Here is a 26670-nt window from a genome sequence, read left to right as displayed (position 1 = left end):
GTATCGCACTGCGCGGCTCGTCCTCAAGCGCCGGACGGGCTGGTGCCCGACGCCTGCGCCGCCCGCGCCCCGGTCAGCGGCTCAGGCTCCCGGTGCGGGGCGCACGCCGCCCGCCGCACCGGCAGGCGCCCCTCCAGGAGGTAGGCGTCCAGGTGGCTGTTGATGCAGGAGTTGGCGCCGCCGCCGATGCCGTGTGTGCCCGCGCCCTGCTCCGTCACCAGGACCGAGCCCGGCAGCCGCCGGTTCAGCTCCTGCGCGCCCTCGTAGGGCGTGGCCGCGTCCCGCTCGGCGGCCAGGATCAGGGTCGGGGGCAGCGCGCCGGGCTCGGTGCGCACGTCGACCGGGCGCTGCCGGGGCGCCTTCCAGTAGGCGCACGGCAGGTTCATCCAGGCGTTGTCCCACGTCTCGAACGGCGCGACCCGCGAGAGGCGGGAGTTGTCGCGGTCCCACACCTTGAAGTCGGTCGGCCAGGTCGCGTCGTTGCACTCCACGGCCGTGTAGACCGCGTTGCCGTTCTCCTCCTCGGCGGCGGCCTGCGGCTCCGGCGCGGCCTGCTCGACCAGCGGCTTGGGGTTGCCCTTCAGGTACGCGGACAGCGCGTACGCGCGCATGGGCCAGTAGTCGTCGTAGTAGCCCGCCTGGAGATACGCGGCCTGGAGCTGGCCGGGGCCGACCTTGCCGCCCGCGGGCTTGTGGGAGAGCTCGGCGCGCACCTTCTCGTAGCTCTCCAGGACCTCCTCGGGCGTCGCGCCCAGGTGGTACGTCTTGTCGTGCCTGGCCACCCACGCGCGGAAGTCCGCCCAGCGGCGCTCGAAGGCCACCGACTGGTCGAGGTTGTTGTCGTACCAGATCTGGTCCGGGTCCGGGTTGACCGCCGAGTCGAAGACCATGCGGCGCACGTGCGAGGGGAACAGCGTCGCGTACACGGCGCCGAAGTACGTCCCGTAGGAGGCGCCCATGAAGGTCAGCTTCTTCTCGTGCAGCGCCGCGCGCAGCACGTCGAGGTCGCGGGCGTTGTTGAGCGACGTGTAGTGGCGCAGGGCGTCGCCCGCGTTCCGGGCGCACCCGCGCGCGTAGGACTTCGCCTGGGCGACGCGCTCCATCTTGTACGAGGCGTCGGGGTGGCTCGGCGCCTGGGTGGGCGCCTTCGCGTACTGCTCGGGGTCCTGGCAGGACAGCGGCGCCGAGCGGCCCACCCCGCGCGGGGCGTAGCCCACGAGGTCGTAGGCCGCCGCGATGCGCTTCCACTCGGGCATCATGCCGACCATCGGGAAGTACATGCCGGAGCCGCCGGGGCCGCCCGGGTTGAACACGAAGGAGCCCTGCCGCCGCACCTCGGCGCCGCCCTCGCCCTTGCCGGTCGCCCTGGCCCGGCTCACCGTCAGGTTGATGCGCCGCCCGTCGGGGTGCGCGTAGTCGAGGGGGACGGAGACGGTGCCGCACTGCACGGACGGCGGCAGGTTCTCCTCCTTGGCGCAGGCGCCCCAGTGGATCCCGGCGGCCTCGGCGCGGGCGGCGGCCACCGCGGTGCCGTCGGCCTGTGGCGACGGCGGGGCGCCGGACGCGCTCTCCGCGGGCGCGGCGACGAGTGCGGTCAGGACCAGGGATCCGGCGGCTGTGTAGCGGGCGGCTGCTCTCATCGCGCTTGTGCTTCCCTTCGTTCGGACATGCCTGAGTCACCGGGAGCGACTCGCAACAAAGGGGATACTTCGTGCGGTAGTTGGCGATGTAAAGCACCGGCCTGCCGGTGTCGGTTCAATGACCCTTTCAGTCAGTGGCCCTTTTCCGGCCGATGACCTTTTCAGTGACTCCGGGGCGCGTCGCGGTGCGCGAAGGCCGCCCGCAGCGCGGGGTCGCCGAGGGCCCGGACGCCGCGCACGGCGACCGCGTTGAGGCTGTCCCGGGTCGCCGGGATCGCCGCGAGGAGGCGCTGCCCGGCGGGCGAGGCCCAGCGCGAGTACGGGTGGACCTCGACGCGGGCGATGGCGAGGCAGCTCAGGCAGAGCAGCAGCGGCAGCGCGAACCAGAGGGCGACGGGCACGTTGCCGCCCGCGTCCTGGCTCGGCAGCAGCGTGGCGACGGCCCCGAGCGCGGCCACCGCCACGGCCGCCGAGCGCACCTGGCGCACCCCGGCCGCGATGTCCGACCAGGCGCCGTCCGGGACCGCGAGGCCCGCCGCGACGAGGCGGTCGGCCAGGGCGCGCACCGCGTCGGCGGTGGCCGTGGCCCGGCGCAGCGGCGCTATCCGCGACTGGCCCTCCGGACCGATCGCGCCGAGCACCGAGCGCTCCATGTCGTCCCCGCCGACCGGGTCGACGACGGTCGCCCAGCCGGTGTGCGCGAGCAGCAGCCGCCGCCCGCGCGCCATCGATATCAGCGTCACGTCGGCCACACGCGCGGGACCGCCGGACAGGAACGCGGCCTCGTGGAGCGTGAGTTCACGCCCACCGGACGGGGCTGCCTGGCCGGAGGCGGCGCGCGCCGCGGCCAGGCACAGGCGGCCGCAGGAGAGCGCGGTGACGGCGCAGGCCAGCAGGAGGAACGGGACCCAGAACATGGCGAGTTTCTATGCGAGAGCGTTGGGTTCGCGCCACATCCTTTTCACGATGTGGACGCCGTGTGCCTCTTCGGCTGTTCCTTCTGCGCTTTCTGCCCCTTTTGCCCCTCCTGCCCCTCCTGGTGTTCTCTCTGTTTCTGCCGCTTCTGCTGTTTCTGCTGCTTCTCGGGGTGCGCGGGCTTGGGGCGGGACGCCGCCGGGGGCAGCGAGTAGGTCGGGGAGGGGGTGACCGGGGTCGCCGGGGCGGGGGAGTCGGTCGGGCCCGGTGGTGGCGGGGTGCTGGTCGCCGGGGCCGAGGGCGGGGCGCTCGCCGCGTCCCGCGCCAGGTCGTCGAAGTCGACGAGCCCGGTCGCCTCCAGGACCTTGATGTGGTCGAGGACGGTGGTGTTGGCGTCGTCCGCGAGCTCCCGCACCAGCGAGTTGCGGGTGGTCGCGCGGACCTGGGCCACCACGGAGAAGACCTTGCCGTGGGCGCCGCGCAGGATGTTCGCGAACTTCTCGTCGTACGCGTCCCCGTGCGCGGCGTCGAGTTCGCCGAGCCACTGCCGCTGCTGGGAGTTGGGCTGGTTGGGCAGCTCCAGGTTCAGCCGGGCCGCGACCTCGCGGACCCGGGCGTCCAGGAACGTGTGGCCCGTCACGAGGTGCTCGCCCGCGCGCCGCACGGAGGCTCTGGTGCCGCGCTCCTGCGCCTGCTGTCCGGCGGGCAGCTCCCACAGGCCCGCGAGCCGCACCTTGGTGACGAAGTCCCGGTCGAGCGCGGACAGCGGCCCGAACCGGGTCGACACGGTCTGGGAGTTGAGGGCGTCGAGGCCGGTGCCCGAGCGGTCCGCGTAGGACCAGAGGGGGAAGAGCAGCGCGGCCAGGGTCGCGGCGAGTCCGGCCACGATCAGGCCGGTGCCGTTGATGGATCGCATGGTGCCTCCTGTCGCACCGCCGCACGCTAGTGCGCCCGGGACACCTCGCGTTCTCATACCGCAGGGAGTACGCCAACTTCCGTACGGGCTACGGGGGTTGCTGTCCCGGCGGCGCCCCGGAGAGTGGGGGAGCGGGCGGGGGCGCGCCGGTGTGCCGGTGTGCCGGGCGGACCGTGCCGTGGTGCGGAGGTGCCGCCCCGGCCGCCCCGGCTGCCCCGCTCAGAGCGAGTGTTCCGGGTCGGGCTCCTCGCCCGCCTCCCCGCAGCCGCCGCCCCACGGCGCCGTCGACGCCGCCCAGGCCCTGCTGCCGGGCAGGGCGCGGCCCGGGCGCAGGCGGTGGGCCGCCGCGAGCTGGGCGCGCAGGCCGGGGTCCCGTACGCCGTCGATGCCGTCGAGGGCCACGTGCCGGGCCGCGCCGTGCGGGAAGTCCTGGCAGCGGTAGTCCCGCAGGGTGGCCCGGCCCGTCGCCGTCACCCGGGTCAGCGCGGCCCGGGTGCAGGCCGCGCCGATCAGGGCGCCCAGCAGGATCGCGGGCAGGACCAGCAGGATCGGCGGGACCAGCGACCGGGCGGCCTCGTCGGCGGCACCGGCCCGCCCTGCGGCCCGGCCCCCGGCCGGCTCCAGCGCCGTGGCCAGAAGGACACCCAGCGGGATGCCCGCGACGACGAGGGTGTTGTAGAGGGCGGCCCGGCGCCGCCAGGGCCGCACCGCGTCCGGGTGCACCATGAGCCCGCGGGCGGCGAGCGCGTCGCCCACCGACTGCACGGCGGCGCTGCCCATCACGCCGAGGCGCAGCCGGTGCAGGGAGCCGCTCGGCGCCGCCGCGTACTCCGTGAGCAGCGCGCCCTCGACGGGATTACGGGCCGTCGGCCGGCGCACCGCCACGATCCCGGGCCCCGCCACGACGAGCCGCCCGTCCTCGTGCAGCGCGGCGATCGCGGCGTCCACCACCCGGCTCGGGCCGCCCGCGAGGAACGCCGCGTCGTAGGGGTCGGTCACCGAGCCCGGGTCGACGCCGGGGTGGGCGACGCCGGACCTGCGGGCGCGCACGAGCCCCCGCACGAGTGCCACCGAGGAGGCGGCGACCAGGACGAGGTAGCAGACGGCGACGGCCTCCACGTCCACGCCCGTGTCCTACCGTCGCAGCAGTGCGAACCGTGCCTGGCGCAGCCACCGCGCCAGCGGCCGCCCGTCGAGCGGCGCGGGCCCCGAACGGGCCAGCCACCAGTCCGTCAACTCCTCGCGGGCGCCCGCCTCTTCGGGCTGACCGGCGTGCAGCAGGTGCTCGGCGAAGGAGAGCGCGTCGCGGCGGTACCCGGACGTCATGGGCCGGTCCTGCGCGTACGCGAGGAAGCGCTCGCGGTACGACGCGCCCAGGATGCCGGGGAGTTCGGGCGCGACCTTCGCGACGACGTCGGCGCGCTTGCTGGCGAGCGCCCGGCCCTGCACGACGAGCCGTCCCCGGTCGAACCCCTCGGGCGCGGGGGTGCCCGCGACCAGCGCGGAGAGCAGCGCGACCTGGGCGAGGGCGAGGCGCTGACGGGCGGGCTCGGTGCCGCGACGGTTGGTCTCCGCGCTCTCCCCGCTCTCCTCCCGGACCTTCGGTGCGGATTCCGGAGCCCGGGGAGCGGGCGCCGGCCGGGCAGCCCCGCCCGCCGCGACGGAGGCACCCACCCCCGCCCCCACCAGCTCGCGCGGCGCCGCCACCGTCTCCCGTATCGCCGCCAGCTCCCGCTCCAGCTCGGCGGGCTCGGGGAAGTTCTCGTCGCGCTCCAGGAGCACGCCGGGCGGCGTCACCCGGGACGCCAGGTCGGCGAGGATGCCGAGGACCGGCTCGGGCACGGGGTGGGCGTGGCTGTCGTGCCAGACGCCGTCCCGCTCGAAGCCGCCCGCCACGTGGACGTAGGCGATCGCCTCGACCGGCAGCTCGTCGAGGGCCTCGGCCGGGTCCTCGCCGCGGTTGACGTGGTTGGTGTGCAGGTTCGCCACGTCGATGAGGAGCCGGACGCCGGTCCGCTGCACCAGCTCGTACAGGAACTGCCCCTCGGTCAACTCCTCGCCCGGCCAGGAGAACAGCGCCGCGATGTTCTCCACGGCGAGCGGCACGGGCAGCGCGTCCTGGGCGATCCGGACGTTCTCGCACAGCACGTCCAGGGCGTCCCGGGTGCGCGGCACGGGCAGCAGATGACCGGCCTCCAGGGGCTGCGAGGCGGTCAGCGCGCCCCCGGCCCGTACGAACGCGATGTGCTCGGTCACCAGGGGCGAGCCGAGGGCCTCGGCGCGCGCCGCGAGGTCCGCGAGCCGCCCGTCGGCGGGCCGGTCCGCGCCGCCGAGCCCCAGCGAGACCCCGTGCGGCACCACGGTGACGCCGCGCTCGCGCAGCCGCAGCAGGGACTCGGGTATGTGCCCCGGACAGACGTTCTCCGCGACGGCCTCGACCCAGTCGATGCCGGGCATCGCCTCGACGGCGTCCGCGATCTCGGGCCGCCAGCCGATGCCCGTACCGAGCCGCGGGCCGGTCCCCGTACCGAGCCGCCCCAGGTCCCTCTTCCGCTCCAGATGCCGCATGGTCCCCCTCCTCCACCGCCGATGTGCGGACCGGTGTCGTCGTTCGTTCTCATGCCACGCAGGGGTCCGCCGAATCATGTGGTGGGCGGCTTCAGAGGAATATTTGAGGTTCCGCGGGCGGGGTCACGGCAGCGGGCTCTCCCCGGGCGCCGGGCGGTCGGTGTCGACCTCGCCGGGAGGCGCGGGCGAGGGCCGGGAGGTGGGGGTGACGCCGTCGCCGGGGTGCGCGGGCGCGGCCGGTGCGGGAGCGGCGCCGGACGGCGGGGGCGGTCCGGTGGGGCTCGCCGTGGCGGTGGCGGCGCGGCCGGTCGCGATGTCGTCGAAGTCCACGAGGCCGGTGGCCTCCAGCATCGTGATGTGGTCGAGCACGGTCTGGTTGGCGTCGGTGGCGAGCTGGCGTACCAGGGAGTTGCGGGTGCTGTCGCGGACCTGGGCGATCGCGGCGAACACCTTGCCGTGCGCGGAGCGCAGCAGGTTCGCGAACTTCCGCTCGTACGTCTCCCCGCTCGCCGCCGTCAACTCCCGCAGCCAGCCCTGCTGCTGGGCGTTGGGCTGGCTCGGCAGCTCCACGCCGAGCTGCCCGGCGGCCGTGCGCACCCGCTGGTCCAGGTCGGTGTGGCCGACGACGAGGTGGTCGCCCGCGGCCGCGATCGCCTTGGTGGGGGCGCGCTCCATGGCCTGCTGCCCGGCGGGGATCTCCCACAGCCCGGCGAGCCGCACCTTCACCAGCAGATCGCGGTCGGCCGCCGAGAGCGGGCCCCACCGGGTGGCCACGGTCCCGGCGGCGAGATCGGCCTGCCCGGTCCCGGAGCGGTCCGCGTACGACCAGACGGGGAAGGCGAGCGCGCCGAGCGTGGCGACGAGGGCGACGATGATCAGGGCCGTGCTGTTGACCCGCAATCCCCGCGGCCTCTGCGCTGCCCGTGACCCTCGTGATCCTCGTGACCCTCGTGATCCCTGTGATCCATGTGACCCCTGTGCTCCCTCGCTCCGCATACCCGTGGTACGGAGGAGGAGGGGACCGTGTTCAGCGAGCGGTGGGGTTCGCGCCGTGATGCGGGTCACGGCCCAGGTGGGCCAGCATGCGCGCCAACGGGCCTTCGCCGTCCGGGAGTCGGCGGGCCGGTGCGAAGGCCGCGCCCGGCCCGCGCCGCTCCGGGTCCGTAGGCACCCGCAGCGCCACGGCGAGCGCCGCCTCGACGACGTCGTCCGCGAGCCGCAGCTCCCCGCCGACGGTCACGGCGACGTCCCACGCGTGCACGACGTAGTCGAGGAAGTGGAAGCCGACCGCGACCCGCCCCGGGAAGCTCGCGCCGAAGTCCGGCAGGACGAACAGCCGCCCTGGCACGCCGTCCTCGGCGAACGCGGCCAGCACGTGCCGCACCGACTCCTCGTAGATCTTCAGTGGCTCCTGCCCGTACTCGCGCGACAGATCGGGCTCGAACCAGTACGTCCGGTCCGCCCCCGACCCCCGCGCGGCGGCCGCGAACCCGTGGTGCTGCGCGGCCATGTGGGCCACGAGCCGCCGCAGCGTCCAGCCCGCGCACGGGGTGGGCCGGTCCCAGTCGTCGGCGCGGGCGGCGGTGAGGAGGCGCAGGGACTCCTCGACGGCCAGGTGGTCCAGCTTGATCAAGTCGGGGGAGGAGGTGGTGTGTTCGGGGGAGGCGGTGGTGTGGTCGTGGCCGGCGTCGGTCATGAGATGCCCTTCGTGGAGCGGGTGAGGAAGAGGCGCGCGGCGGCCCAGACGTCCTGCGGGTCGAAGCGCTCGGCGGTCCAGGAGGTGGCGCGCATCGTGCCGCGGCCGCGGTGGGCGCGCACGGTCCGCAGATGGTCGGGGCGCGCGACGAAGTCCCCGAGCGACCGCTCGTCGGCCCAGACGGAGACAGACCCGGAGCGCTTGCCCCGCGGGTCCGTCCACAGCCACATGCCGACGGCGCCGGGCGTGCGCGCCCAGGTCCGGCGCAGCCGGAGCCCGGCGAGCGCGATGGCGCCCGCCTGGCCGTGGCCGAGGGCGGTGAAGTCGGTGACGCTCACGAGGACGGGGGTGCCGGAGGCGGCGTGTGCCGGTCCGGGGCGCCAAGGGGAGCGCAGGAGGCGGGACTTGGGTGTGGACATACCCGTGAGCATAAAACTGTGCGAACGGTCGTGCTAGTAGTTTTCGGCGACACGTGACGTCGAGTCCAGGAGTCCATGGTGAGGTCAAGTGGCTTGGGGGCTCGGCCTCTTGGGCTCAGAGCTCCACCGGAACCGTCGCCGCCCCGCGCAGCCGCCCCACGATGGCCGCGCGCGCCCGGGCGTACGAGTCGCCCGCGCCATGCAGCACCGAGTGCGCGTTCGCCGCCTCCATGAACGCGATGAGCTCGAAGGCGAGTTGGGGCACGTCCGTGTCCGCGTGCAGCTCGCCGCAGGCGCGCGCCTCGGCCAGGCAGCTCTCCATGTGCGCCACCCACCACCGCTCGGCCCGCACCAGCGCGTCGTGGACGGCGCCCTCGCGCGCGTCGTACTCGGCGAACACGCCGTAGAAGAAGCAGCCCCCGGGGAAGACCCGCCCCTCCGAGTAGTCCAGCCAGTGCGCGCACAGCGCGGTCACGCGGCCGACGCCCTCGGGGAGCTCCATGGCCGGGCGGACGACCGTGTCGTCGTAGATGCGGGAGGCCGCCCTGATGGTGGCGAGCTGCAGCTCCTCCTTCGAGCCGAAGAGGGCGAAGACCCCGCTCTTGCTGAGGTTCAGCTCGGTCGCGATGCGGCCGATGGACAGGGCGTCGAGACCCTCCACGGACGCGATGTCGACCGTGCGCCGCAGGACGAGGCGCCGGGTCTGGTTGCCGCGCTCGACCCTGCCGTCCACCCGGGTCGTCTCCGCCGCCATGACCGCCCCTCTCGTGCCCGTGGCCCACCGCTCGCGGGCGTCGGTCAGTGTCGCACGGCGGGCGCGGCACGTACCGCGCTGGTTGTAGCCGGGGCGCGGGAATCCACCGCTCGTTGACTGACGCGCTCGGTGCGCGTCCCTAGATTCGGCTTCCACGTCACTCACCACCACTCCTTACGAATCGGGGGATTCGACATGGCGCACACGGTGAACACGGTGAAGAGGACGCGGAAGGCCCTGGCCATGGCGGCCGTCACGGCCGGGCTCGTCGCCGGGATCGCGACCGCCCCGGCCGCCACCGCCGACGTGCGGCCGGCGGGCTACGAACCGAGCACCGTCACGTACGACACCGCCGACTGCAAGGCATGGATCAACACCGCGAAGCGCAACGGCCATTGGTACGCCCAAGGTGTCGTCCAGGCCGGCGGCTCCCGGTGCGCGGTCGACCTGGAGCGCTACCACAACGGCCGCTGGACCGTCCTGACCACCACCACGAGCGGGCGCTACGGCCAGGCCAAGACCGCGTACTACTGGGACCACCGCGGCTACAAGGCCCGGGTCTGCGTCAGCAACATCGACTGGCACAACTACTGCGTGTGGGGCGGCGCGGTCTGACCCGCCCGGCCAGCCGAATACTCAGAGGTGCCCGAGGCCCGGCATCGCGTCGCCGAGCCGCGGGCCCTCCGACACGACCGTGTTGCTCGGCGGGATCTCCGTGAAGCCCGCGTCCCGGACCACCGGGAGACCGCTCGTCTCCAACTGCCGCCAGTACGCCGGGTCCGCCGTGCGCACCGAGAGCGGGAAGCCCGCGCCGCGCCAGGCCGCGCGCTCCGTGTCCGACAGCTCCCACCAGGCCAGCTGGGCGCCGTGCCCGGCCTGGGCCATGGACTTGCCCGCCGACATCTCCACGTCGGGGCTCAGCCACAGGGCCGGGGCCGCGGGGTCCGGGGCCTGCGGGGGCTCCGGGTCGGTGAGGTCGGTGCCGGAGACCTGGAGGCGGGCCAGGTCCTTGGGCCAGCCGTCGAGGGGGACCGGCGGGAAGACGCGGACCTGCGCCGACTTGCCCGTGACCGTGATGCCGGGCAGGGCCTCGGCCCGGCGCCACTCGGCGCCGCGCGCCCGCCGGACGACCTTGCGGATCCGGGCGTCCTCCCAGTCCCGCACGGCCTGCGCCCACTCGCCCTCGCCGAGCGAACGCTCGTCGCTCAGCATGACCAGGACCGCGCGGGCGGCGGTCTCCAGGGCGTCCGTGCGCGACGGCGGCTCGGCCCGCTCGATCCGCACCACGAGGGGCAGCACGAACTGCGGGGCCTCGTCGCGCGGGGTGGGCTCGGTCCGGAAGGGGCTGTCGCCGGTCGGGGTGGCGCCGTGGGTGCCGTCGTCGCTGCTCACCCGTCCAGTCTGCCAGGCCCAAGATCGGGCCCTGTCCCGGTGGTCGGCGCATGCGGCAGGATGGCCCGCATGACCAGTGATCATGGGGGAGACACGGGGCGGCCGCCGCTCCGTGTCCTGGAAAAAGCGGGGCGCCGCTACGGACTCGGCGGCCCCTGGGTGCTCCGCGGCGTCGACCTCGCGGTGCGCGGCGGCACCCTGGTGCGGTTCGAGGGCGCGAACGGCACCGGCAAGTCGACACTGCTGCGGCTGCTCGCCGGGATCGACGCGCCCTCCGAGGGCCGCGTCACCGGACGCCCGCGCACCGCCTACGTCCCCGAACGCTTCCCGGCCGCCCTGCCGTTCACCGCCACCGGCTACCTCACCCACCTCGGCCGGGTGCACGGCCTCGGCGCCGCCGCGGCGGAGCGGGCCGCGGGGGAGTGGCTGGAGCGCTTCGGCGCCGCCTCCTACGCGGGCACGCCCCTGTCCGAGCTGTCCAAGGGCAGCAGCCAGAAGGTCGCGGTGGCCCAAGCCCTCCTCGGGGAACCGGAGTTGCTGGTCCTGGACGAGGCGTGGACGGGCCTGGACGCCGCCGCCCGCGACGAGCTGGACCGCGCCGTCGCCGAGCGCACCGCGGCGGGCGGCGCCGTCGTCTTCGTCGACCACGACCCGCGCCGCCTCGCGGGCGCCCCCGACGCCACGTACGTCATATCCGGTACGGGGCTCAACCCCCGTACGTCTTCGGAGAGTTCAGCCGCCGGTCCCGCACCGGGGCCGGTGACGGTCATCGACGTGCTCGGCCCGCCGGACGCCGCGCTGCCCGAGCCCGTCGCCACCACCGCCGCGACGGTGGACGACGGCCTCGGCGGAGCGGTGCGCCTGACCGTCCCGGCCACGCACTCGGACGTCGTGCTGCGCGCCCTGCTGACGGCCCGGCCGCCCTGGCACGTGGTGGCGGTGGCTGCCCTCGAAACCGCCGACTCCCAAGGAGGGCAGGCCCGGTGACCGCCCTGCTCCGCTATCAGTGCGCGCTCCTGCTGCGCTCCCAGCGCTGGCTGCCGCCCGTCATCCTGTACGGGGCGTTCCTCGCCATCGGCGTGCAGAGCGGGCAGCCGGTGCTCGACTCGCTCGCGTACGCGGCGGCGGCGCTGCTGCCCGTGGCCGCCTGGCTGGTGCGGATCTGCGCCACCAACGAGCCGGACGCGGCGCGCAGTTGCACCGCCGCCGCGGCCGGTCCGGGCCGCGCGCACCTCGCCTGTCTGCTGGCCGCGCTGTTCTCGGCGGCCGCGCTCGGGGCCGCCGGCACGGTCGTGGTGACGGCCATCAGCGACGCGTCGGACATCGACCACCGCGTGGACCTGAACCGGTTCGCGGCGGGCGCCGCCGGGCTGCTCGCGATGCTGGTCTCCGCGCTCCTCGGCACCGCCATCGGCGCCCTCACCAACCGCCCGCTGCTGCGCTCCCCGGGCCGCTCGGTGCCCGCGATGCTGATCGTCGCGCTCCTCGCCCTGGTGACCGTGGGCTCCCCGGCGCGCGTCGCCCTCACCCAGCTGACCACCGGGTCGCGGGACGGGGTGGTGCCGGTGCCGCTGCTGCCGTTGGCGGGCGCGGCGGCAGCGGCGGCGCTCGCGACGTGGGCGGCGTGCGCGCTGAGCGCGCGGCGCGGCTGAGGACATGCGGGATCAGCCGGAGCAGGCGGTGCGCTGCGCCTCCTGCCACTCACATCGAGGGCAGAGCGTCGCACCCTTCACCGACTCCGGGTACTCGGTGGGCTCCCGGCACAGCACGCACTCCGCGTACGGCGGACCGGCCACCGCCGCGGGGCGCGGCCGGTCCGCAGGTGCGCAGTACGCGCCGTCGTCGTCCGTGTCCTGAGGCGTGTCCTTGGGCATGCCCTCAGGCTAACTCCGCCCCCGGACCGCCCCGATCTGCTCCGAGACCCGCACGAAGCGGTACCCCTTCGCGCGCAGCGCGGGCACGATCGTGCGCAGGGCGCGCTCGGTGGCGGGGGCCGCGCTGCGGGTGCAGTGCATGACGACGACCGAGCCGGGCCGCACCCCGTCGAGCACCTGCTGGGCCACCGCCGCCGCGTCCGTCGCGAAGGCGTCGCCGCTCACCACGTCCCACTGCACCGCGGTCACGCCGCCGGGCGCGAGCGCGCGCAGCGCCCGCCGGTCGTAACAGCCGCCGGGGAAGCGGAAGTACGGCACCCGGTGCTCGACGCCCGCCTTCTTGAAGGCGGCGAAGGCGCGCTCCATGTCGGCGCGCATCTTGGCGGCGGGGACGGTCGGCAGGCCGTAGCAGCTGCCGGTGAAGGCGTAGTGGCTGTACGAGTGGTTGGCGACCTCGAAGAGCGGGTCACGGCCGATGTCCCCCGCCTGGTCCGGGTACTCCTCGGCCCAGCGGCCCGTCATGAAGAAGGTCGCGGGCACCTTGAGGCGGCGCAGCGTCGCGACGAGCTGCGGGTTGTCGAAGTGCTCGCCGGACGCGGCGCGCGGGCCCTGGTCGGCGGTCATGTCGGCGTCGAAGGTGAGCGCGACGGTGCGGGCGGCCTGGGCGCGGGGGCCGTTCTTGAAGACGGGGGTGAGCCCCGCCGGGCCCGGGGCGAGGGTCGGCGGCGCGGCCGGCTCGGACGGCGCGGCGGTGGCGAGGCGGCGGGCGTGCGGGCTCGGCTGCTGCGGCGCGGTGTCGGCGCCGCAGGCCGCGAGGGCGGTGGTGAGGGCCCCGAGCGCGCAGAGGGCGGCGCATCTGCGTACGAGAGTGATCACGCGGCGACCGTATCCGTATGAAGAGCGCAATTGCCGCAAATCGGGATGCGGCTGGGCCGCTCGGGGCACTGCTGGGACGTACGGGGTGCTGGTGGGTCGTCGCGAAGGGACTCCGATCGGCGGGGCGGCGGAGCCCCGATGGTGGGTGGGGCGGCGGACCCCCTGTGCCCGCCGCCCCACCCACCCGGTCACCCCTGCCACAGCCTCCGGCGGTCGGGGAGCGGGTCGTACGCCACCTCCGGCCGGGCCGAGAGCTGCATGGCCGGGCGCCCGGACGGCTCGAACTCCGGCCAGGGCGGCAGGAGTTGATGCCGGGGCTCGCCGTGCCGGGCGAAGTGCGCCCACGCCCCGCTCATCGCGTCGGCGAGCGACTGCGGCGCGGCCTCGCCGATCCAGCGGGCGAGGCCCGGCGCGTCCAGGAGGTCGAAGGCGTACGGGATGTCGACGGTGTGCGCGGCCCCCAGCTCGCCGCCGAGCTGGGGCGTCGGCTCCCGGAAGAGATACGACCAGGCCCTGCCGCCCCCGGCCGCCTGGGCTTCGAGCAGCGCGTCCGTCTGTGAGCGGAACAGCTGGTCGGTGATGAGGGCGGCCAGCGAGCGCGTGGGGAAGTCCGTGCCCTCGTGGGCCGCGTACACCTCCCGGGCGCGCGCCGCCCGCTCCGGGTCGGGGAAGGCGTCGGCCAGGGCGGCGTCGAAGGCTTCCGGTGTCACCTGCGGGCCGAGCCCGGTGAAGAGACGGCCCTCGTGCTCGGTCGTGCCCGCGAGGACGGGGATGTGCGCACAGGCGCCGTTGCGCAGCGCCTGCACCGGCGACAGGGGCAGCACGGCGCCGTCGACGACCGGGGCGAAGGGGATGCGGGCCAGCGGATAGCGGGCCGCCAACTGCTCCTGCGCGGCGAGCAGCAACGCGGCAGGAGCCGTCCGGATATCCCCCGACTCGACGTCACCATCGGCAAGTTCACTCAGCACCGCCGCGAAGTCCGCCGCCACTTCCGCTCCCTCGGCGGGGTTCCGCAGCGTGTCGGCGGGCGGGCTCTGCAGGATCGCCCGGTGGAACAGCGGGCGCGCCGCCGGGGCCGCGAGCAGCATCGCGACGCTGCCGCCGCCCGCCGACTCCCCGGCCACCGTCACACACTCCGGGTCGCCCCCGAAGCGCGCGATGTTGTCGCGCACCCAGCCGAGCGCCGCGATCTGGTCCTGCAGACCGAGGTTGGCCGACTGCGCGTACTCCTCCCCGAGCAGCTCCGCCACATGCAGCCAACCCAGCGCGCCCAGACGGTAGTTGAGGGAGACGACGACCATGTCGTACCGCTCGGCCAGGCGCGCCCCGTCCGTCCACACCTGCAGCCCGCGCCCCTGCACATAGCCACCGCCGTGCACCCACACCAGGACGGGGCGGCGGCCCGCGGCGCCGGGCGTCCAGACGTTCACGGTCAGACAGCCCGCCTCGTCGGCGACGATCCGCTCAGAGCCGACGACGGACTCCAGGAGCGGGTCACCGCCCTGCGGCGGGGCGGGCGAAGGGGTGCGGCAGTCGCGCACGCCGTCCCAGGAGGCGGGCCGCGCGGGCGGCCGCAGCCGCAGGTCACCGACCGGGTCGGCGGCGTACGGTATGCCCAAGTACCGCTGTACGGGGCCGAGTTGCTCGCCGCGCACGGTGCCGTGCACGGTGAGGGCGGTCACCTCCGCCTGGGTGTCCGGCTCGCTCACGCGGCTCACACCCAGCCGTCCAGGGAGTCCATGAAGCCCGCGAAGTCGTCGCGGTGGATGACATGGCCCGCGCCCGTGACCGTGCGCACCTCGAAGCCGCGCCCCGCGAGGTCCTTCTTCAGGGCGTCCGAGACGAGGAAGCTCGGGTCGGCGACCTGCACGAGGGAGGGCACGACGGGCGCGTCCGGGATGCGGTCGACGGCGTGTTCGCCGCCGACGGCCGCCGAGGTGGCGGCGTCCCAGGCGGCGAGCGTGGCCAGCTCGATGTCGACGTCCTCGTCCTCCCAGCGCGGGTTGAAGTTGACGATGGCCTGCCGCGGCGCCGACTTGAACTCGGCGAACACCGCCGGGTCGACCCCCGCCTGCCCGAGCGCCCAGGCCGGGTCCACGTACACGGCCCGCCGCGGGCCGAGCCGCTCCACCGCGAGCGACAGGGCGAGCCCGCCGAGGGAGTGCCCGAGCGCCAACTCCACGCCCACCGGCAGGGTTTCGACGAGGTCGTCCGCGAAGCTCTCCACGGAGTACGGCCCGCGCCCACTGGCCCCGTGGCCGCGCAGGTCGACGCCGATCACCCGGTAGCCCCGGTCGGCGAGGGCCGGTCCCACCCGGCGCCAGCTCCGGTGGTCCGACATGATCCCGTGGACCAGGACGGCGACCCGGTCGCCGGAGCCCCAGGTGTGGGTGTGCAGCTTCATGGTGGTGCCTTTCTTACGGAGGGGGAGCCCCGGGCCTGCCTCGGGGGTCAGGCCCTGGTCCGGCCGCGACGACGCGACGGTACCCGGGGGTTTCGGGAACCGGATCACCGCACGCCACGGATCGGACGGACGGCGAGCGCGCCCAGGACGGAGAGCGCCGCGCCGACGACGAACAGCGCCGTGTACCCGCCGCCACCGCTGCCGCCGCAGACCGAGACGATGACGGAGGCGACGAACGGCGCCAGGATCTGCGGGCCCGCCTGGGCCATGTTGAGGACGCCCAGGTCGCGCGCGGCGTCGTCGGCGCTCGGCAGGATCATCGACACGAGCGCGTTGTCGACGGCCATGAAGCAGCCGAAGCCCAGGCCGTTGAGGGCGGCGAAGACCAGCATCGCGGGCCAGGTCGGCGAGACGGCCGGGACGGCGAGGGCCACCGCGGAGATCAGCGCGGAGGCGCCGACGAACAGCTTGCGCCGGTCGAGCCGGTCCGAGAGCAGCCCGCCGACGACGGTCGACACGGCCATCGCCGCCGACGAGATGGGCGTGAGGATCGCGACGGCCCCCTCCGGCTCGATGCCCGAGGGCAGGTCGATGTGGTCCTGGAGGATGTAGAGCTGATAGCCGAAGACACAGAAGTAGCCGAGCACCAGCAGCGCACGCCCGATGAACGCCCACCGGAAGTCATGGTTGCGCAGCGCTCCCAGAAAGGCAGCGAACTGCCGCTTGAGCGGCACCTGTTGACCCCGCTCGGCGGCGGCCCGAGGCGTCTCCCGGGCGAGCGAGGAGAACAGAACCCCCGCCAGCGCGACGAAGAGCCCGAGCACCAGATAGCCGGTGGAGATGTGGTCGGCGAAGGCCGAGCCGATCACGGCGCCCAGGGTCGACCCGATCGGCATGCCGAGCCCGACCGCGGCGGACGCCTTGCCACGGGCGCTCAGCGGCACCCGGTCGGGCACCACGGAGGTGATGGCGGCCTGGTAGACGTTCATCACGGCCTGCCCGATGCACCAGGCGATCGCGACGAGCAGCACCGTCTGCACGCCACCGAGCAGCGCCATCGCACCGACCGCGGCGAGCCCACCGCCCAGGATCCACGGATTGCGTCGCCCGCTGCGGTCGGAGAGGGCGCCCGCCACCGGGTTGAAGAGGGTGGCGAAGACAGCGCTGACCCCGGAGACGAGCCCCAGCATGGCGACCTTGTCGGCCTTGTCGATGTGCTCGATCTGCAGGGGGAGCAGCACGCCGCCGACGCCGATGTAGAGGGTGAACATGGCGGTGTTGCCGAGCATGAGGAGCGGCATGAGGCCGCGGGGTGCACGGTCGGTGCCCGGTGAGACACCGGAGGCGGCACCGGAGGCACTGGAGACACCTGGAACGTCTGCTGTCGTCGTATCGGTGGAGACCGGAGGACGCTGGTCCCGGCGGGCGGAAAGGGCCACGGTGCCCTCCTCGTCGGATGGTCGGTCACGCACGACAGGGGTGACCGAAATCGATTCGTGACACGTGTAACCTGACACGTGTAACTGATGTTTAGCACTAGCTCCGCGACCACCACCAGACCCCCGACCCGAATTGGCTGCTGTGAAAGGATCCACAGCAGGATGAACAACACTCCGAACCACGGACAACCACCGAAGTCCCCCTCCCCGGCGGCTTCGACGGCTTCGACGGCGCCCCCCACGAGCACGGCCGTGGCCCGGCACGCGGGCGTCTCGCGCGCGACGGTCAGCTACGTCCTCAACGGCCTGGCGGCGGGCCGGGTCAGCGCCGCCACCCAGGACAAGGTCCGCGCCGCCGCCGAGGAGCTCGGCTACGTCCCGCACGCCGCCGCCCGCTCCCTGCGCTCCGGCAGCAGCGGCATCGTCCTGATCGCGGTGCCGGCGGACACAGTCCCGGCCTTCGGCCCCCTCTTCGCGAGCTTCCTCGCCGGATTCCAGACGGAGCTCCAGTCGTACGGGTACACGGGCGTCCTGCACGGCGCGAGTACGGGCACCAGTGCGCTGGAGACCGCCCGCACCTGGGCCGAGCTGCGCCCCGCCGTGGTGATGGCCCTGTTCGGCAGCCCGCTCACCGAGCAGTCGGTGGCGCTGCTCCGCCGCGCGGGCACGTCGGCGGTCCTCTCCTACGGCCCGCCGCCCGCGCCCGGTGCGCACGGCATCGCCATGGACCACGAGGAGGCGGGCGCGGTGGCGGCGGCACACCTCCTCTCGGCCGGGCGCCGCGCCATCGGCGTCGTGACGCCGACCGAGCCCGGCCTGGAGATGTTCAGCGGGCCGCGCCTGGCCGGGGTGCGGGCCGCGGCGGCGGCGTTCCCCGGGGCCCGGGTCGAGCCGCTGCCCCTCGACCACACGGAGGAGTCCGCCGCCGAACTCGCCTCCCGCTGGGGTCGGTTGGGCCTGGACTCGACGTTCGCCTACAACGACGAGTACGCGATGCTTCTGATGCGCGCTCTTCAGGACGCGGGCGTGGACATCCCCGGCGAGACCGCCGTCGTCGGTGCGGACGACCTGCTCCTGGGGCGTCTGCTGCGGCCGCGTCTCACGTCCGTGCGGCTGGAGCTGCCTACTCCCGCGGAGGTGGCGGCGCTGGTGGACCGGCTGATCCGGGAGCCGGAGACGGAGCCGGTGGTGCACTTCGGGTCTTCGGCGCGGATTGTGGAGCGGGAGTCTTCGCGCTAGTGCGGGTGGTCCCTGCCGGGGGCTTTTTCCCCAATCCCGCCCCTTCCCGATACGGCGACTGCGTCGCCCCTGGGCGGGCCTTCCTGGGGCTTCGCCCCTAGACCCCCTTTTCGGCCTGGACGGCCTCGTCCTCAAACGCCGGACGGGCTGAAGGGTTTCCCCCGCCGGACGGGCTGAAGGGTTTCCCCCCTAGGTGAGGCTGAAGGGGCGCTGTGTGTGTGGGGGGTGGGAAGGGGGGGCGATGGCGAGGGTAGGCGGGTGGGAGGGGGAGGCAGGGGAAGGGCAGGAGGGGAGGCGGGGGCGGGTGGGAAGTAGGGACGGCTTGTAGGGGCGCGACGGTGAGAGGGCGGGGGGTGCGTGGACGGGAGCGGGGATGGGCTGCAGGCGCGTGATGGCCGGGAGGCGGGGGTGCGAGGAAGTGCGGCAAGGCGGGATGGGCTGCAGGCGCGTGATGGCCGGGAGGCGGGGGCGCGAGGTAGCGCGGCAAGGCGAGACGGGCTGCAGACGGGCGACGGCGCAAGGGGTGGGGACGCGGCGGTATGTCCGCCCGCAGTACAGCACCCCACCCACTCGAGTACTCGTGAACTCGTCCGGCGCCCCCGGCTTTTCGAGGACGGACATACCGCCGCGTCCCCGCCCCGACCCCACCCGCCAGCTCGCCCACAGCACCCGTATTTAGTTGAAGCAGATACCTAGTCAGTGTTGATGACACGTGTCACTATCTCTGCCCATGACCTCGTCCTCAACCTCCGGACCCGGATCCGGACCCCGCCCCCGGCGAACCCTCGTCTTCGCGGCGTTCCTGCTCCTCCTCCCCGTGGCCGTCGGCCTCATCGTCCGCGCCCGCACCGCGCACCCGCCGTTCCAGGGCCTCGACGAGACCTGGCTCGACTGGATGGGCGGCCCGCACGACGGTGCACCGAAAGCACTGGCCTCGGGGCTCAACTGGTTCGGCGGGCCCGCCGGTTCGCTGGTGCCGCTCGCGCTCCTCGTCCTCCTGCTCGCGCTGCGGCGCTGGTGGCCGGCCCTCTTCCTCCTCACCGCCGTCCTCGCCACACAACTGGCGGTGCAGTCCCTCAAGCACCTCGTCGACCGCCCCCGCCCCGCGCACCCCCTGGTCACGGTCGACCACGGCTCGTTCCCGTCGGGGCACGTCGCCACCATGGCCATGACGGTGATCGTCCTGGGCGCCCTGTTCGTCCCGGCGGCGGCCCGGCACCGCCGGTGGTGGCCGGTGAGCGTGCTGCTGACCCTGGCGATGATGTGGAGCCGCACCTGGCTGCACGCCCACTGGCTCTCGGACACGGCGGCGGGAGCGCTGGCCGGGGCGGGGGTGACGCTCCTCGTGTGGTGGGGGTTCGCACCGGTGCTGGCCCCGATTCCCGTACGGATGAGGCGACTTCCCGTGCTGGGCGAGCGGAGTCTCGTACCTGGCAAGCGACTTCTCGTACGGGGCAAGTGACGAGGAGGGCCCGTCGGGAGCAGCCGACGAACGAGGAGGGCCCGTCGGGAGCAGCTGACGAACAGGGCGGGCCCGTCAGGAGCAGGTGACGAACAGGGCGGGCCCGTCAGGAGCAGGTGACCTCGTCACGTGGCGTGTAGTGCGTGCGGAACGGCTCCCGCTTCACTTCCTTGCCGTCCTTCATGAAGATCCGCTGCACCGTGACGTCGAAGCCCTCGAGCGGCGTCTGCGGCTCGCACTTGGCGCCCTTCGCGCCGTCCCGCTTCTTCGGCTGCTGCACCTTCGTGCGCGGGCCCTTCTCGGACTTGATCTCGTCGTACTTCTTGGTGCCGAGGAAGGTCACGGTGATCGACCGGTCGGTGGCCTTCGTCTGGACGTAGATCGCGTTGCCGGAGTCGTTGAGGAAGCGCAGGTCGAGGCTGCCCCAGGCGACCGTGGCCTCGCGGCCCTCGGGGTAGCGCTCGATGTAGAAGGAGTGGGCGCCGTACTCGACGGGCTTGACGCCCGCGAAGAACATGGCGTTGAAGACGGTGGTGGCCACGGCCGAGACGCCGCCGCCCGCGGCCCGCTCGTACCGGCCGTTGTTGATCATGATGCCGTCGACGAAGCCGTTGGCCTTCGTGCGTTCGCCGACCGTGTTGTTGAAGCTCCAGGTCTCGCCGGGCAGCGCCACCGACCCGTTCAGCAGCTCGGCGGCGCGGCCGATGTTCTTGGTGCGGTACGGGGCCGGCTCGAAGTTCACCGTGAACTCCGAGATCTTCTCCTTGATGCCGAGCTTGCCGATGGTCTTGCTCGTCACCTTGGGCTGCACGGTCTGGACGGCCACCGTGCCCGTGCGCCGGGCGCCGGTCTTGGTGAGGAGCGGGAGCACGGCTTCGCGCAGGGCCTTCTCGGTGATCTCGCGGCCCGCCTTGCCGTCCTTCTGCACGACCACGCGGTTGCCCTCGACGCCGAGCGTGGCCTCCGTGGCCTTCGTCGTGACGGAGGAGAGCTGGGAGGAGAGGGCGGGGTCCGCCAGGAGGCCCTTCGCGTTCAGCTGGGGCTTGAGGTCGCCGTCGGCGTTCGGCTTCATCTTCAGGTACGTGCCGAGCAGCGCCTGGCTGATCGTGACCTTCTTGCCCTCGACGGTGAGGGTGACCGGGGCGGACACCGCGGGCCGCGCGACGTTCTTGAGCGCGTGCTCGGTGCGGTCCTTGCCGACCTTGGGCTCGGTCTCCTTCACGGGCAGCTGGGCGGGGCGACCGTCGGTCCTCAGGTGGGCCGCGCGCAGCGCGCCCACGGCGGCGTCGACGTCGAGGCGGCGCCCGTTCTGCGGTGCCGTCGCCGTCGCCTTGCCCTGCTTGAAGGAGACGGCGCCGTCCTGCGGCTTCCGTTCGTGCTTCTTGGCCGCGGCGGCCAGCGCCGTCCGGGCCTTCTTCTCGTCGACGCGGACGACCGGGTCCATCTCGTCGCCGTCGGAGAAGAGGCGGTTGAAGACCGCCACCGGGCTGATGCCGGGGCGCGCGGCGCGCTCCGCGGTCGCGGCGCTGTCGAGGGAGAGTCCTGCGGTCCGCGGGTCGACGGTGGCGTCGCCGTCGCCCACCTTGACCTTCAGCGGGTCGTTCGCGCGAGGGCCGAGCTGGGTGTCGAGCCGGTCCGCGGCCGCGCTCTGGCTCAGGCCGCCTATGTTCACGCCCCGTACGGTCGTGCCGTCGGGTATCTCGTTCCCGGCCGACGCGAGGGCCAGGACGTAGGCGCCGCCGACCCCGAGGCCCGCGGCGATGCCGACGCGGGCGGCCATGGGTATTCGGCGGGCGGTGCTGCTGGCGGGGTTGCGACGCATACGGCGAGGACGCCTCCGGCTCGGGAATCAGGCTATTCGCACCATATTGGGCAGTGGGGGATCTTCGATCCAGGGACCAAAGTCCCGGGCTTTCCGCCCGCGGGGCGTCACCGTACGTCCGTCAGCAGCCCGTACAGCACCACGTTGCCCGCGTAGCCGGACCGCTTCGAGAAGGTGCCGCCGCACGTGATCACGCGGAGCTCCGGCAGGCCGGTGTCGCCGTAGACGCGGCGGGCGGGGAAGTTCTGCTTCGGGGCGACCTCGATGCCGTGGATCTCGAAGACGGCGGTACGGCCGTCGGCCCGGTCGACCTCGATGTGCTGGCCCTTCTTCAGGGCGCCCAGGCCGTAGAAGACGGCGCGGCCCGCGGCGTTGTCCACATGGCCGTCGATCACGGCGGTGCCGCGTTCACCGGGCGTGACGGCGCCGCCGAACCAGCCCGCGAGGTTCCGCTCGGTGGGCGGCGGCGCGTCCAGCCAGCCCTCGGCGTCCAGGCCGACGCGGGTCAGCGGGGCGTCGACGCGCAGCTCGGGGATGCGGACCCGGCGTGGCACGGAGCGCGCCAGCGGGTCGGCGGGCGGGGTCGTGGTGCCGAGCCGCGCGGCGCCCGGCTCGGGCTGCGGGGGCCCCTCACCCGCGTGCGAGGCGGCATTGCGTACGAGCAGGATCCCGGCCAGCAGGGCCAGGGCGACCAGCAGCCAGGAGCCGCGCCGCTGGGGTGGGCCGGAGGCGCGGGGCGCCCCGGATATCCCGGGTGTCCCGGATTTCCTGGCCATCTCAGTAGCCGCTGCTGCCGCTGCTGCCGCCGCTGCCCCTGCCCCCACCGCTGCCACCCCGCCGCCGTACCGCGAAGTAGACGCCCGCGCCGAGCGTGCCCACGACGAGCGCGGCGCCCGCGGCCAGCTGTGTCACGTCGCCCGCGCCGAGCCCGGCGCCCGAGCCCGCCTTGACGCCCTTGTGGTCGGCGAGGCCGGGGTGGTGGGAGCTGCCGCCGTCCGCGATGGTGAGCTTCGCGACCCCCTTCTCGCCCTTGCAGTCGAAGGTCACGTCGTACTGCGCGCCGGGCTTGGCGTCGGGGTAGACCGTGGCGGTCGCCGAGTGTCCCTCGTTGAGGGTGACGTTGTCGAAGACCGGGGCCTCGACGCTCACGCTCGGCACCTCGCAGCCGGTGGTGTTGAGGGTGACGGTGCCGCCGGGCCCCACCTTGTCGGGCGTGACGGTGTAGCCGAAGGAGGTGACGCCCGGCACCGAGCCGCCGTCGTTCCCGCCGTCGGCGAAGCCGAAGCCGACCCCGCCGCTGTCGTTGCTCACCGTGCCCTCCTTGCCGTTGTCGGCGAGGGCGGCCGGGGCGGACAGGGCGAGGGCGGCGGTGGCGAGCAGGGCGGCAGAGGCGGTGGAGGCGGTACGGGAGGACAGGGACTGCAGGGAGCGCACAGCGGCTCACCCCTCCGTTCGTTGCTGACGGCGTCGTGCCTTTCATCGACGCTAGGAGCGCGGCCGCGGGGCGGCGACTCGGGGCAGGCCGAACGGGCCGAACGGGACGAACGGGCTGACTGGGACGAACGGGGAACGGGAGAAGGGGAGAACGGCAGCCTCAACCCTGGCTCAGCAGCCGCTTCCTGCACTCCGCCACGTCGAAGTCCGCCTTCGGGTACGCGGGGTCGAGCGCCTCCAGGTGCTCCAACAGGAGCTTGCTGACCGCCCAGTTGCGGTACCACTTGCGGTCGGCCGGGATCAGATACCAGGGGGCCGCCTCCGTGGAGCAGCGCTCCAGGGCGATCTCGTACGCCTCCTGGTAGTCGGGCCACAGCGCGCGCTCGTCGATGTCGCCGGGGTTGAACTTCCAGTGCTTGTCGGGGTTGTCGAGGCGTTCGAGGAGGCGGCGCCGCTGCTGCTCGTACGAGATGTGGAGGAAGCACTTCACGACGGTGACGCCGTCGTCGGCGAGGGACTTCTCGAAGCGGTTGATCTGGCCGTAGCGGCGGCCCAGTTGGCTGCGCGGGGCCAGTTCGCGGACGCGGGCGATGAGGACGTCCTCGTAGTGCGAGCGGTCGAAGATGCCGATCTCGCCGGTCTGCGGGAGGGCCTTCATGATGCGCCACAGGAAGGGGTGGTTCTGCTCCTCCGGCGTGGGCGCCTTGAAGGCGCGGATGCGGCAGCCGCTGGGGTTGAACAGGCCGATGACGTGCTTGACCGTGCCGCCCTTGCCGCTGGTGTCCATGCCCTGGAGGACCAGCAGGAGCCGCCGCCGGTCGCCCGCCGTGCTCGCCGCCCACAGCCGTTCCTGGAGGTCGGCGAGGGATTCACCCATCTGGGCGGTCGCCGCGAGCCCCGCGGCCTTGTCCCGGGGGCCGGCGGGGGTCGCGGCGGCGTCGAACGACGAAAGGTCCACGCGCTCGCCTTCGGGGATGCGCAGCAGGTCACGGAGGGGAGCCGGGCCCTTCCTGGAGCGCTTGGCGGAGTGCTTCCCACCGCTCTCCTCGGCGCGCCGCTCGGTGCTCCGCTTGGCGCTCTTGCCCGGCTTCTTCGTGTCCTTCTTGGCCTTCGCCACCGCGCACCCCTTCCGATCGTGTCCCTCGATCGTGCGACGGGGGACCGGGGGCCGCTACTCGTGCGCGCGCGGCGCTAGCGGTGCCACGGCCCCGTCACCGCGAACGTCGTCCCCGGCGTGTAGCAGTTCACGTACATCGTGTCCTTGCCGGGCGAGAAGGTGACGCCCGCGAACTCGCCCCACTCGGGCTTGTCGGGGGTGCCGATGTTCTGCGCGCCGCGGGCCATCGCGTACACCTCGCCGCGCCGGGTCACGCCGTAGACGTGCTGGGCGCCCTCGCCGTCCTCGCACACCATCAGGCCGCCGCTGGGCGCGAGGGTGATGTTGTCGGGGGATTCGCCGGGCAGCTGCACGTCGGTGTCAGGACCGAAGACGATCACCAGGGTGAGGCGGCGCCGGGCGTGGTCGTACTTCCAGATCTGGCCGAAGTGGTCGGCGGCCGAGCCCTCGGCGCTGTGCGCGAAGGAGGAGACGAAGTAGACCGAGCTGCCGCCCCAGTAGCAGCCCTCCAGCTTCTGGGCATGGGTGATGCCCTTGGGCCCGAAGTCCTGGAGGCGGATGGGGGTCTGGGTGGCGAGCGGGTCGGGGACGTCGACCCATTCGATGCGGTCGAAGGTCGCGCCCGGCTCCTGGATCGAGGAGAGGTCGGGCACGCCCGGCACGCGCATCGCCTGGAGCCTGCCGCCCGCGCGCAGCGAACCGTGGCCGCCCTCCGGCTTCTTGGGCAGGAAGCGGTAGAAGAGGCCGAAGGGCTTGAGGAAGGCGTCCTCGGTCTCGTAGACGATGCCGCGGTGCGGGTCGACGGCGATCGCCTCGTGCTGGAAGCGGCCCATCGCGGTGAGCGGCACGGCGCCGGTGCGGCGCGGGTCCACGGGGTCGACCTCGAAGATGAAGCCGTGGTCCTTGGTGTAGCCGTTCGTGCCGGCCTTGTCCTCGGTCTCCTCGCAGGTGAGCCAGGTGCCCCAAGGCGTGGGCCCGCCCGCGCAGTTGACGGCGGTCCCGGCGATCGCGACGCGCTCGGACAGGACATCGTTGTGGCGGTCGAGTGCGAGCGCCGTACAGCCGCCCTTGCCCATCGGGTCGTAGGTGAGGCCCTCGACGGTCGGCACCGGGACCTTGCCGGTGACGCGGTTCTCGTGGTTGCGCACGAGGTGGACGCGGCCGTGTCTGCCGGCGAAGGCGGCCATCCCGTCGTGGTTGCTGGGCACCTTGCCCTCGCCGGACCTGAGGTCGTCCCCCTCCCGGGAGAGGACCTTGTAGCGGAAGCCCTTGGGGAGGTCGAGCAGGCCGTCCGGGTCGGGCACGAGCGGGCCGTATCCGGCCTTGCCCTGCGCGGCGGCGGTCGCGGTGCCCGCGAAGAGCTCCGAGAGGGCTCCCGTGAAGGCTATTCCGGCCCCCAACGCACCGGTGCGGGCGAGAACTTGACGTCGTGTAGCAGACATACGGCAACTACCTCCTGCTGGCGGACAGGAAATGACCGGATGTGTGTACCACGCGATCGGGGGCGCGGGAACTACGCGCGCAGAGCTTCGTTACCGCGCACCGTCATTTGCGGTGCACAGAATGGTTACACGCGTAACTTCGGGCGCTATGCGCCGACGAGTGACTTGCCGTCGCGTGCGAGCGCCGTGAGCCGGGAGATGGCCCGGAAGTACTTCTTCCGGTAGCCCCCGTTCAGCATCTCCTCGCTGAACAGCTTGTCGAAGGGCACCCCGGACGCGAGCACGGGCACCTCGCGGTCGTAGAGGCGGTCGGCGAGGACCACCAGGCGCAGTGCCGTCGACTGGTCGGGGACCGGGGTGACGTCGGTGAGGCAGACCGCCCGGACGCCGTCGGTGAGTGCTCCGTACCGGCTCGGGTGGACGCGGGCGAGGTGCGCCAGCAGGTGCGGGAAGTCGTCGAGCGAGGCGCCGTCGGTCGCGTACGCGGCGCGGGTGACCTGCTCGTCGGTGTACGGCGCCGGGGCCTCGGGCAGGCCGCGGTGGCGGTAGTCCTCGCCGTCGATGCGCAGCGCGCGGAAGTGGGCGGACAGGCCCTGGATCTCGCGCAGGAAGTCGGCGGCCGCGAACCGGCCCTCGCCGAGCTTGCCCGGCAGCGTGTTGGAGGTCGCCGCGAGCGCCACACCCTGCTCGACCAGCTTGGCGAGCAGCGACGACACCAGGACGGTGTCGCCGGGGTCGTCGAGCTCGAACTCGTCGATGCAGAGCAGCCGGTGGCCGCTGAGGGTGCGCACCGTCTGCTGGAAGCCGAGCGCGCCCACGAGGTTGGTGAGCTCGACGAAGGTGCCGAACGCCTTCTGCTCGGGGGCCGCGGGCGTGGCGTGCCAGAGCGAGGCGAGCAGGTGGGTCTTGCCGACGCCGTAGCCGCCGTCGAGGTAGACGCCGCGCGGGCCCTTCGGGGCGGTCTCCTTCTTCGCGAACCAGCGCCTCTTGCCCGCCTTGCCCGCGCCGCTCGCGTGCGCCCCGCCGAGCCCGGCCGCGAAGCCGGAGAGGACCTGGACGGCCTCGGTCTGGCTCGGCTGGTTCGGGTCCGGGATGTAGGTGTCGAAGCGGACCGAGTCGAAGCGCGGCGGCGGCACCATCTCGGCGACGAGCCGGTCCGCGGGGACGTGGGGTTCGCGGGCGCACAGGGACAGCGGGGCCGCTTCGGCTATGGAACTCGGCCCGGAGGCGGCGGTGGAGGACGACACGGTTCCTAACTCTA

The 26670-nt window shown here is 73.7% G+C and carries 26 protein-coding genes; 5 read left to right on the top strand and 21 right to left on the bottom strand.

The window, feature by feature from the left end:
* Positions 1 to 23: 23 nt before the first annotated feature.
* The 9 genes from ACFWYM_RS16930 to ACFWYM_RS16890 all read right to left on the bottom strand — a co-directional run bounded on the left by ACFWYM_RS16930 (position 24) and on the right by ACFWYM_RS16890 (position 8908).
* Positions 24 to 1640, bottom strand: coding sequence for an alpha/beta hydrolase (locus ACFWYM_RS16930; protein ID WP_384836710.1), 1617 nt, complete (start codon positions 1638 to 1640; stop codon positions 24 to 26).
* A gap of 161 nt (positions 1641 to 1801) precedes the next feature.
* Positions 1802 to 2557 carry a TIGR04222 domain-containing membrane protein gene (locus ACFWYM_RS16925; protein WP_384836707.1) on the bottom strand — a complete coding sequence of 252 codons (756 nt, stop codon included), beginning with the start codon at positions 2555 to 2557 and terminating at the stop codon, positions 1802 to 1804.
* A 44-nt stretch (positions 2558 to 2601) separates the two neighbouring features.
* Positions 2602 to 3471, bottom strand: a complete 870-nt coding sequence (locus ACFWYM_RS16920) for a DUF4142 domain-containing protein (RefSeq protein WP_384836704.1) — start codon at positions 3469 to 3471, stop codon at positions 2602 to 2604.
* Positions 3472 to 3690: 219 nt separating this feature from the next.
* On the bottom strand, positions 3691 to 4596 hold the full coding sequence (locus tag ACFWYM_RS16915) for a TIGR04222 domain-containing membrane protein (RefSeq protein ID WP_384836701.1): 906 nt from the start codon (positions 4594 to 4596) through the stop codon (positions 3691 to 3693).
* Positions 4597 to 4605: 9 nt separating this feature from the next.
* On the bottom strand, positions 4606 to 6039 hold the full coding sequence (locus ACFWYM_RS16910) for a DUF692 domain-containing protein (protein WP_384836699.1): 1434 nt from the start codon (positions 6037 to 6039) through the stop codon (positions 4606 to 4608).
* 123 nt (positions 6040 to 6162) lie between these two features.
* Positions 6163 to 6939: a DUF4142 domain-containing protein gene (locus tag ACFWYM_RS16905; protein WP_384836697.1), complete on the bottom strand. Its 777-nt coding sequence runs from the start codon at positions 6937 to 6939 to the stop codon at positions 6163 to 6165.
* A gap of 127 nt (positions 6940 to 7066) precedes the next feature.
* Positions 7067 to 7735, bottom strand: coding sequence for a TIGR03086 family metal-binding protein (locus tag ACFWYM_RS16900; RefSeq protein WP_384836694.1), 669 nt, complete (start codon positions 7733 to 7735; stop codon positions 7067 to 7069).
* Positions 7732 to 8154 carry a hypothetical protein gene (locus ACFWYM_RS16895; protein ID WP_384836691.1) on the bottom strand — a complete coding sequence of 141 codons (423 nt, stop codon included), beginning with the start codon at positions 8152 to 8154 and terminating at the stop codon, positions 7732 to 7734. The genes ACFWYM_RS16900 and ACFWYM_RS16895 overlap by 4 nt, the downstream gene beginning before the upstream one ends.
* Positions 8155 to 8269: 115 nt before the next feature.
* Entirely contained in the window at positions 8270 to 8908 is a 639-nt protein-coding gene (locus ACFWYM_RS16890; protein WP_384836689.1) for a TetR/AcrR family transcriptional regulator, read from the bottom strand.
* A gap of 195 nt (positions 8909 to 9103) precedes the next feature.
* On the opposite strand from ACFWYM_RS16890, the gene ACFWYM_RS16885 reads away from it, so the two are divergent.
* Positions 9104 to 9523 carry a hypothetical protein gene (locus ACFWYM_RS16885; protein ID WP_384836686.1) on the top strand — a complete coding sequence of 140 codons (420 nt, stop codon included), beginning with the start codon at positions 9104 to 9106 and terminating at the stop codon, positions 9521 to 9523.
* Positions 9524 to 9544: 21 nt separating this feature from the next.
* On the opposite strand, the gene ACFWYM_RS16880 is transcribed toward ACFWYM_RS16885, so the two are convergent.
* The gene (locus ACFWYM_RS16880; protein ID WP_384836683.1) at positions 9545 to 10300 is read right to left on the bottom strand and encodes a peptidyl-tRNA hydrolase; all 756 of its coding nucleotides are present in this window, start codon (positions 10298 to 10300) and stop codon (positions 9545 to 9547) included.
* Between the two features lie 69 nt (positions 10301 to 10369).
* Here ACFWYM_RS16880 and ACFWYM_RS16875 point away from each other — a divergent pair, with 69 nt between their 5' ends.
* Both ACFWYM_RS16875 and ACFWYM_RS16870 read left to right on the top strand, forming a co-directional pair.
* Positions 10370 to 11287 carry an ATP-binding cassette domain-containing protein gene (locus ACFWYM_RS16875; protein WP_384836680.1) on the top strand — a complete coding sequence of 306 codons (918 nt, stop codon included), beginning with the start codon at positions 10370 to 10372 and terminating at the stop codon, positions 11285 to 11287.
* Positions 11284 to 11952, top strand: coding sequence for an ABC transporter (locus ACFWYM_RS16870; RefSeq protein WP_384836677.1), 669 nt, complete (start codon positions 11284 to 11286; stop codon positions 11950 to 11952). Before ACFWYM_RS16875 ends, ACFWYM_RS16870 begins: the two co-directional genes overlap by 4 nt.
* Positions 11953 to 11964: 12 nt before the next feature.
* On the opposite strand, the gene ACFWYM_RS16865 is transcribed toward ACFWYM_RS16870, so the two are convergent.
* The 5 genes from ACFWYM_RS16865 to ACFWYM_RS16845 all read right to left on the bottom strand — a co-directional run bounded on the left by ACFWYM_RS16865 (position 11965) and on the right by ACFWYM_RS16845 (position 16893).
* Entirely contained in the window at positions 11965 to 12174 is a 210-nt protein-coding gene (locus ACFWYM_RS16865) for a hypothetical protein (protein ID WP_384836674.1), read from the bottom strand.
* A gap of 9 nt (positions 12175 to 12183) precedes the next feature.
* On the bottom strand, positions 12184 to 13050 hold the full coding sequence (locus ACFWYM_RS16860) for a polysaccharide deacetylase family protein (RefSeq protein ID WP_384836672.1): 867 nt from the start codon (positions 13048 to 13050) through the stop codon (positions 12184 to 12186).
* Positions 13051 to 13238: 188 nt separating this feature from the next.
* Positions 13239 to 14759, bottom strand: coding sequence for a carboxylesterase/lipase family protein (locus ACFWYM_RS16855; RefSeq protein ID WP_384836668.1), 1521 nt, complete (start codon positions 14757 to 14759; stop codon positions 13239 to 13241).
* Positions 14760 to 14764: 5 nt separating this feature from the next.
* On the bottom strand, positions 14765 to 15454 hold the full coding sequence (locus tag ACFWYM_RS16850; protein WP_384836666.1) for an alpha/beta fold hydrolase: 690 nt from the start codon (positions 15452 to 15454) through the stop codon (positions 14765 to 14767).
* A 104-nt stretch (positions 15455 to 15558) separates the two neighbouring features.
* Positions 15559 to 16893, bottom strand: coding sequence for an MFS transporter (locus tag ACFWYM_RS16845; RefSeq protein WP_384836663.1), 1335 nt, complete (start codon positions 16891 to 16893; stop codon positions 15559 to 15561).
* A gap of 162 nt (positions 16894 to 17055) precedes the next feature.
* Here ACFWYM_RS16845 and ACFWYM_RS16840 point away from each other — a divergent pair, with 162 nt between their 5' ends.
* Both ACFWYM_RS16840 and ACFWYM_RS16835 read left to right on the top strand, forming a co-directional pair.
* Complete coding sequence (locus tag ACFWYM_RS16840; RefSeq protein WP_384836661.1) at positions 17056 to 18132, top strand: LacI family DNA-binding transcriptional regulator; 1077 nt, start codon at positions 17056 to 17058, stop codon at positions 18130 to 18132.
* A gap of 730 nt (positions 18133 to 18862) precedes the next feature.
* Complete coding sequence (locus tag ACFWYM_RS16835) at positions 18863 to 19594, top strand: phosphatase PAP2 family protein (RefSeq protein ID WP_384836659.1); 732 nt, start codon at positions 18863 to 18865, stop codon at positions 19592 to 19594.
* 106 nt (positions 19595 to 19700) lie between these two features.
* Here ACFWYM_RS16835 and ACFWYM_RS16830 read toward each other — a convergent pair whose 3' ends face one another.
* The 6 genes from ACFWYM_RS16830 to zapE form a co-directional block, all read right to left on the bottom strand.
* The gene (locus tag ACFWYM_RS16830; protein ID WP_384836656.1) at positions 19701 to 21416 is read right to left on the bottom strand and encodes a VanW family protein; all 1716 of its coding nucleotides are present in this window, start codon (positions 21414 to 21416) and stop codon (positions 19701 to 19703) included.
* 107 nt (positions 21417 to 21523) lie between these two features.
* Entirely contained in the window at positions 21524 to 22192 is a 669-nt protein-coding gene (locus tag ACFWYM_RS16825; protein ID WP_384836654.1) for a class F sortase, read from the bottom strand.
* A gap of 1 nt (position 22193) precedes the next feature.
* Positions 22194 to 22850: a hypothetical protein gene (locus tag ACFWYM_RS16820; RefSeq protein WP_384836651.1), complete on the bottom strand. Its 657-nt coding sequence runs from the start codon at positions 22848 to 22850 to the stop codon at positions 22194 to 22196.
* A gap of 160 nt (positions 22851 to 23010) precedes the next feature.
* Positions 23011 to 23835, bottom strand: a complete 825-nt coding sequence (locus ACFWYM_RS16815; protein ID WP_384836736.1) for a PPK2 family polyphosphate kinase — start codon at positions 23833 to 23835, stop codon at positions 23011 to 23013.
* 206 nt (positions 23836 to 24041) lie between these two features.
* Positions 24042 to 25409, bottom strand: coding sequence for a PhoX family protein (locus ACFWYM_RS16810; RefSeq protein WP_384836648.1), 1368 nt, complete (start codon positions 25407 to 25409; stop codon positions 24042 to 24044).
* 146 nt (positions 25410 to 25555) lie between these two features.
* Positions 25556 to 26656: a cell division protein ZapE gene (zapE, locus tag ACFWYM_RS16805; protein WP_384836645.1), complete on the bottom strand. Its 1101-nt coding sequence runs from the start codon at positions 26654 to 26656 to the stop codon at positions 25556 to 25558.
* Positions 26657 to 26670: the final 14 nt, after the last annotated feature.

Origin of the sequence: Streptomyces sp. NPDC059009 (assembly GCF_042740175.1) — a bacterium.
GTDB lineage: Bacteria > Actinomycetota > Actinomycetes > Streptomycetales > Streptomycetaceae > Streptomyces.
This window is presented reverse-complemented; position numbering and strand designations above follow the sequence as displayed.

Excerpts from the sequence above, each read along its gene's own strand:
- ACFWYM_RS16810 (WP_384836648.1), bottom strand. The coding sequence starts at position 25,409 with ATGTCTGCTACACGACGTCAAGTTCTCGCCCGCACCGGTGCGTTGGGG.
- ACFWYM_RS16865 (WP_384836674.1), bottom strand. The coding sequence starts at position 12,174 with ATGCCCAAGGACACGCCTCAGGACACGGACGACGACGGCGCGTACTGC.
- ACFWYM_RS16885 (WP_384836686.1), top strand. The coding sequence starts at position 9,104 with ATGGCGCACACGGTGAACACGGTGAAGAGGACGCGGAAGGCCCTGGCC.
- ACFWYM_RS16930 (WP_384836710.1), bottom strand. The coding sequence starts at position 1,640 with ATGAGAGCAGCCGCCCGCTACACAGCCGCCGGATCCCTGGTCCTGACC.
- ACFWYM_RS16890 (WP_384836689.1), bottom strand. The coding sequence starts at position 8,908 with ATGGCGGCGGAGACGACCCGGGTGGACGGCAGGGTCGAGCGCGGCAAC.
- ACFWYM_RS16910 (WP_384836699.1), bottom strand. The coding sequence starts at position 6,039 with ATGCGGCATCTGGAGCGGAAGAGGGACCTGGGGCGGCTCGGTACGGGG.
- ACFWYM_RS16900 (WP_384836694.1), bottom strand. The coding sequence starts at position 7,735 with ATGACCGACGCCGGCCACGACCACACCACCGCCTCCCCCGAACACACC.
- ACFWYM_RS16835 (WP_384836659.1), top strand. The coding sequence starts at position 18,863 with ATGACCTCGTCCTCAACCTCCGGACCCGGATCCGGACCCCGCCCCCGG.
- ACFWYM_RS16850 (WP_384836666.1), bottom strand. The coding sequence starts at position 15,454 with ATGAAGCTGCACACCCACACCTGGGGCTCCGGCGACCGGGTCGCCGTC.
- ACFWYM_RS16925 (WP_384836707.1), bottom strand. The coding sequence starts at position 2,557 with ATGTTCTGGGTCCCGTTCCTCCTGCTGGCCTGCGCCGTCACCGCGCTC.
- ACFWYM_RS16840 (WP_384836661.1), top strand. The coding sequence starts at position 17,056 with ATGAACAACACTCCGAACCACGGACAACCACCGAAGTCCCCCTCCCCG.
- ACFWYM_RS16825 (WP_384836654.1), bottom strand. The coding sequence starts at position 22,192 with ATGGCCAGGAAATCCGGGACACCCGGGATATCCGGGGCGCCCCGCGCC.
- ACFWYM_RS16830 (WP_384836656.1), bottom strand. The coding sequence starts at position 21,416 with ATGCGTCGCAACCCCGCCAGCAGCACCGCCCGCCGAATACCCATGGCC.
- ACFWYM_RS16920 (WP_384836704.1), bottom strand. The coding sequence starts at position 3,471 with ATGCGATCCATCAACGGCACCGGCCTGATCGTGGCCGGACTCGCCGCG.
- ACFWYM_RS16895 (WP_384836691.1), bottom strand. The coding sequence starts at position 8,154 with ATGTCCACACCCAAGTCCCGCCTCCTGCGCTCCCCTTGGCGCCCCGGA.
- ACFWYM_RS16875 (WP_384836680.1), top strand. The coding sequence starts at position 10,370 with ATGACCAGTGATCATGGGGGAGACACGGGGCGGCCGCCGCTCCGTGTC.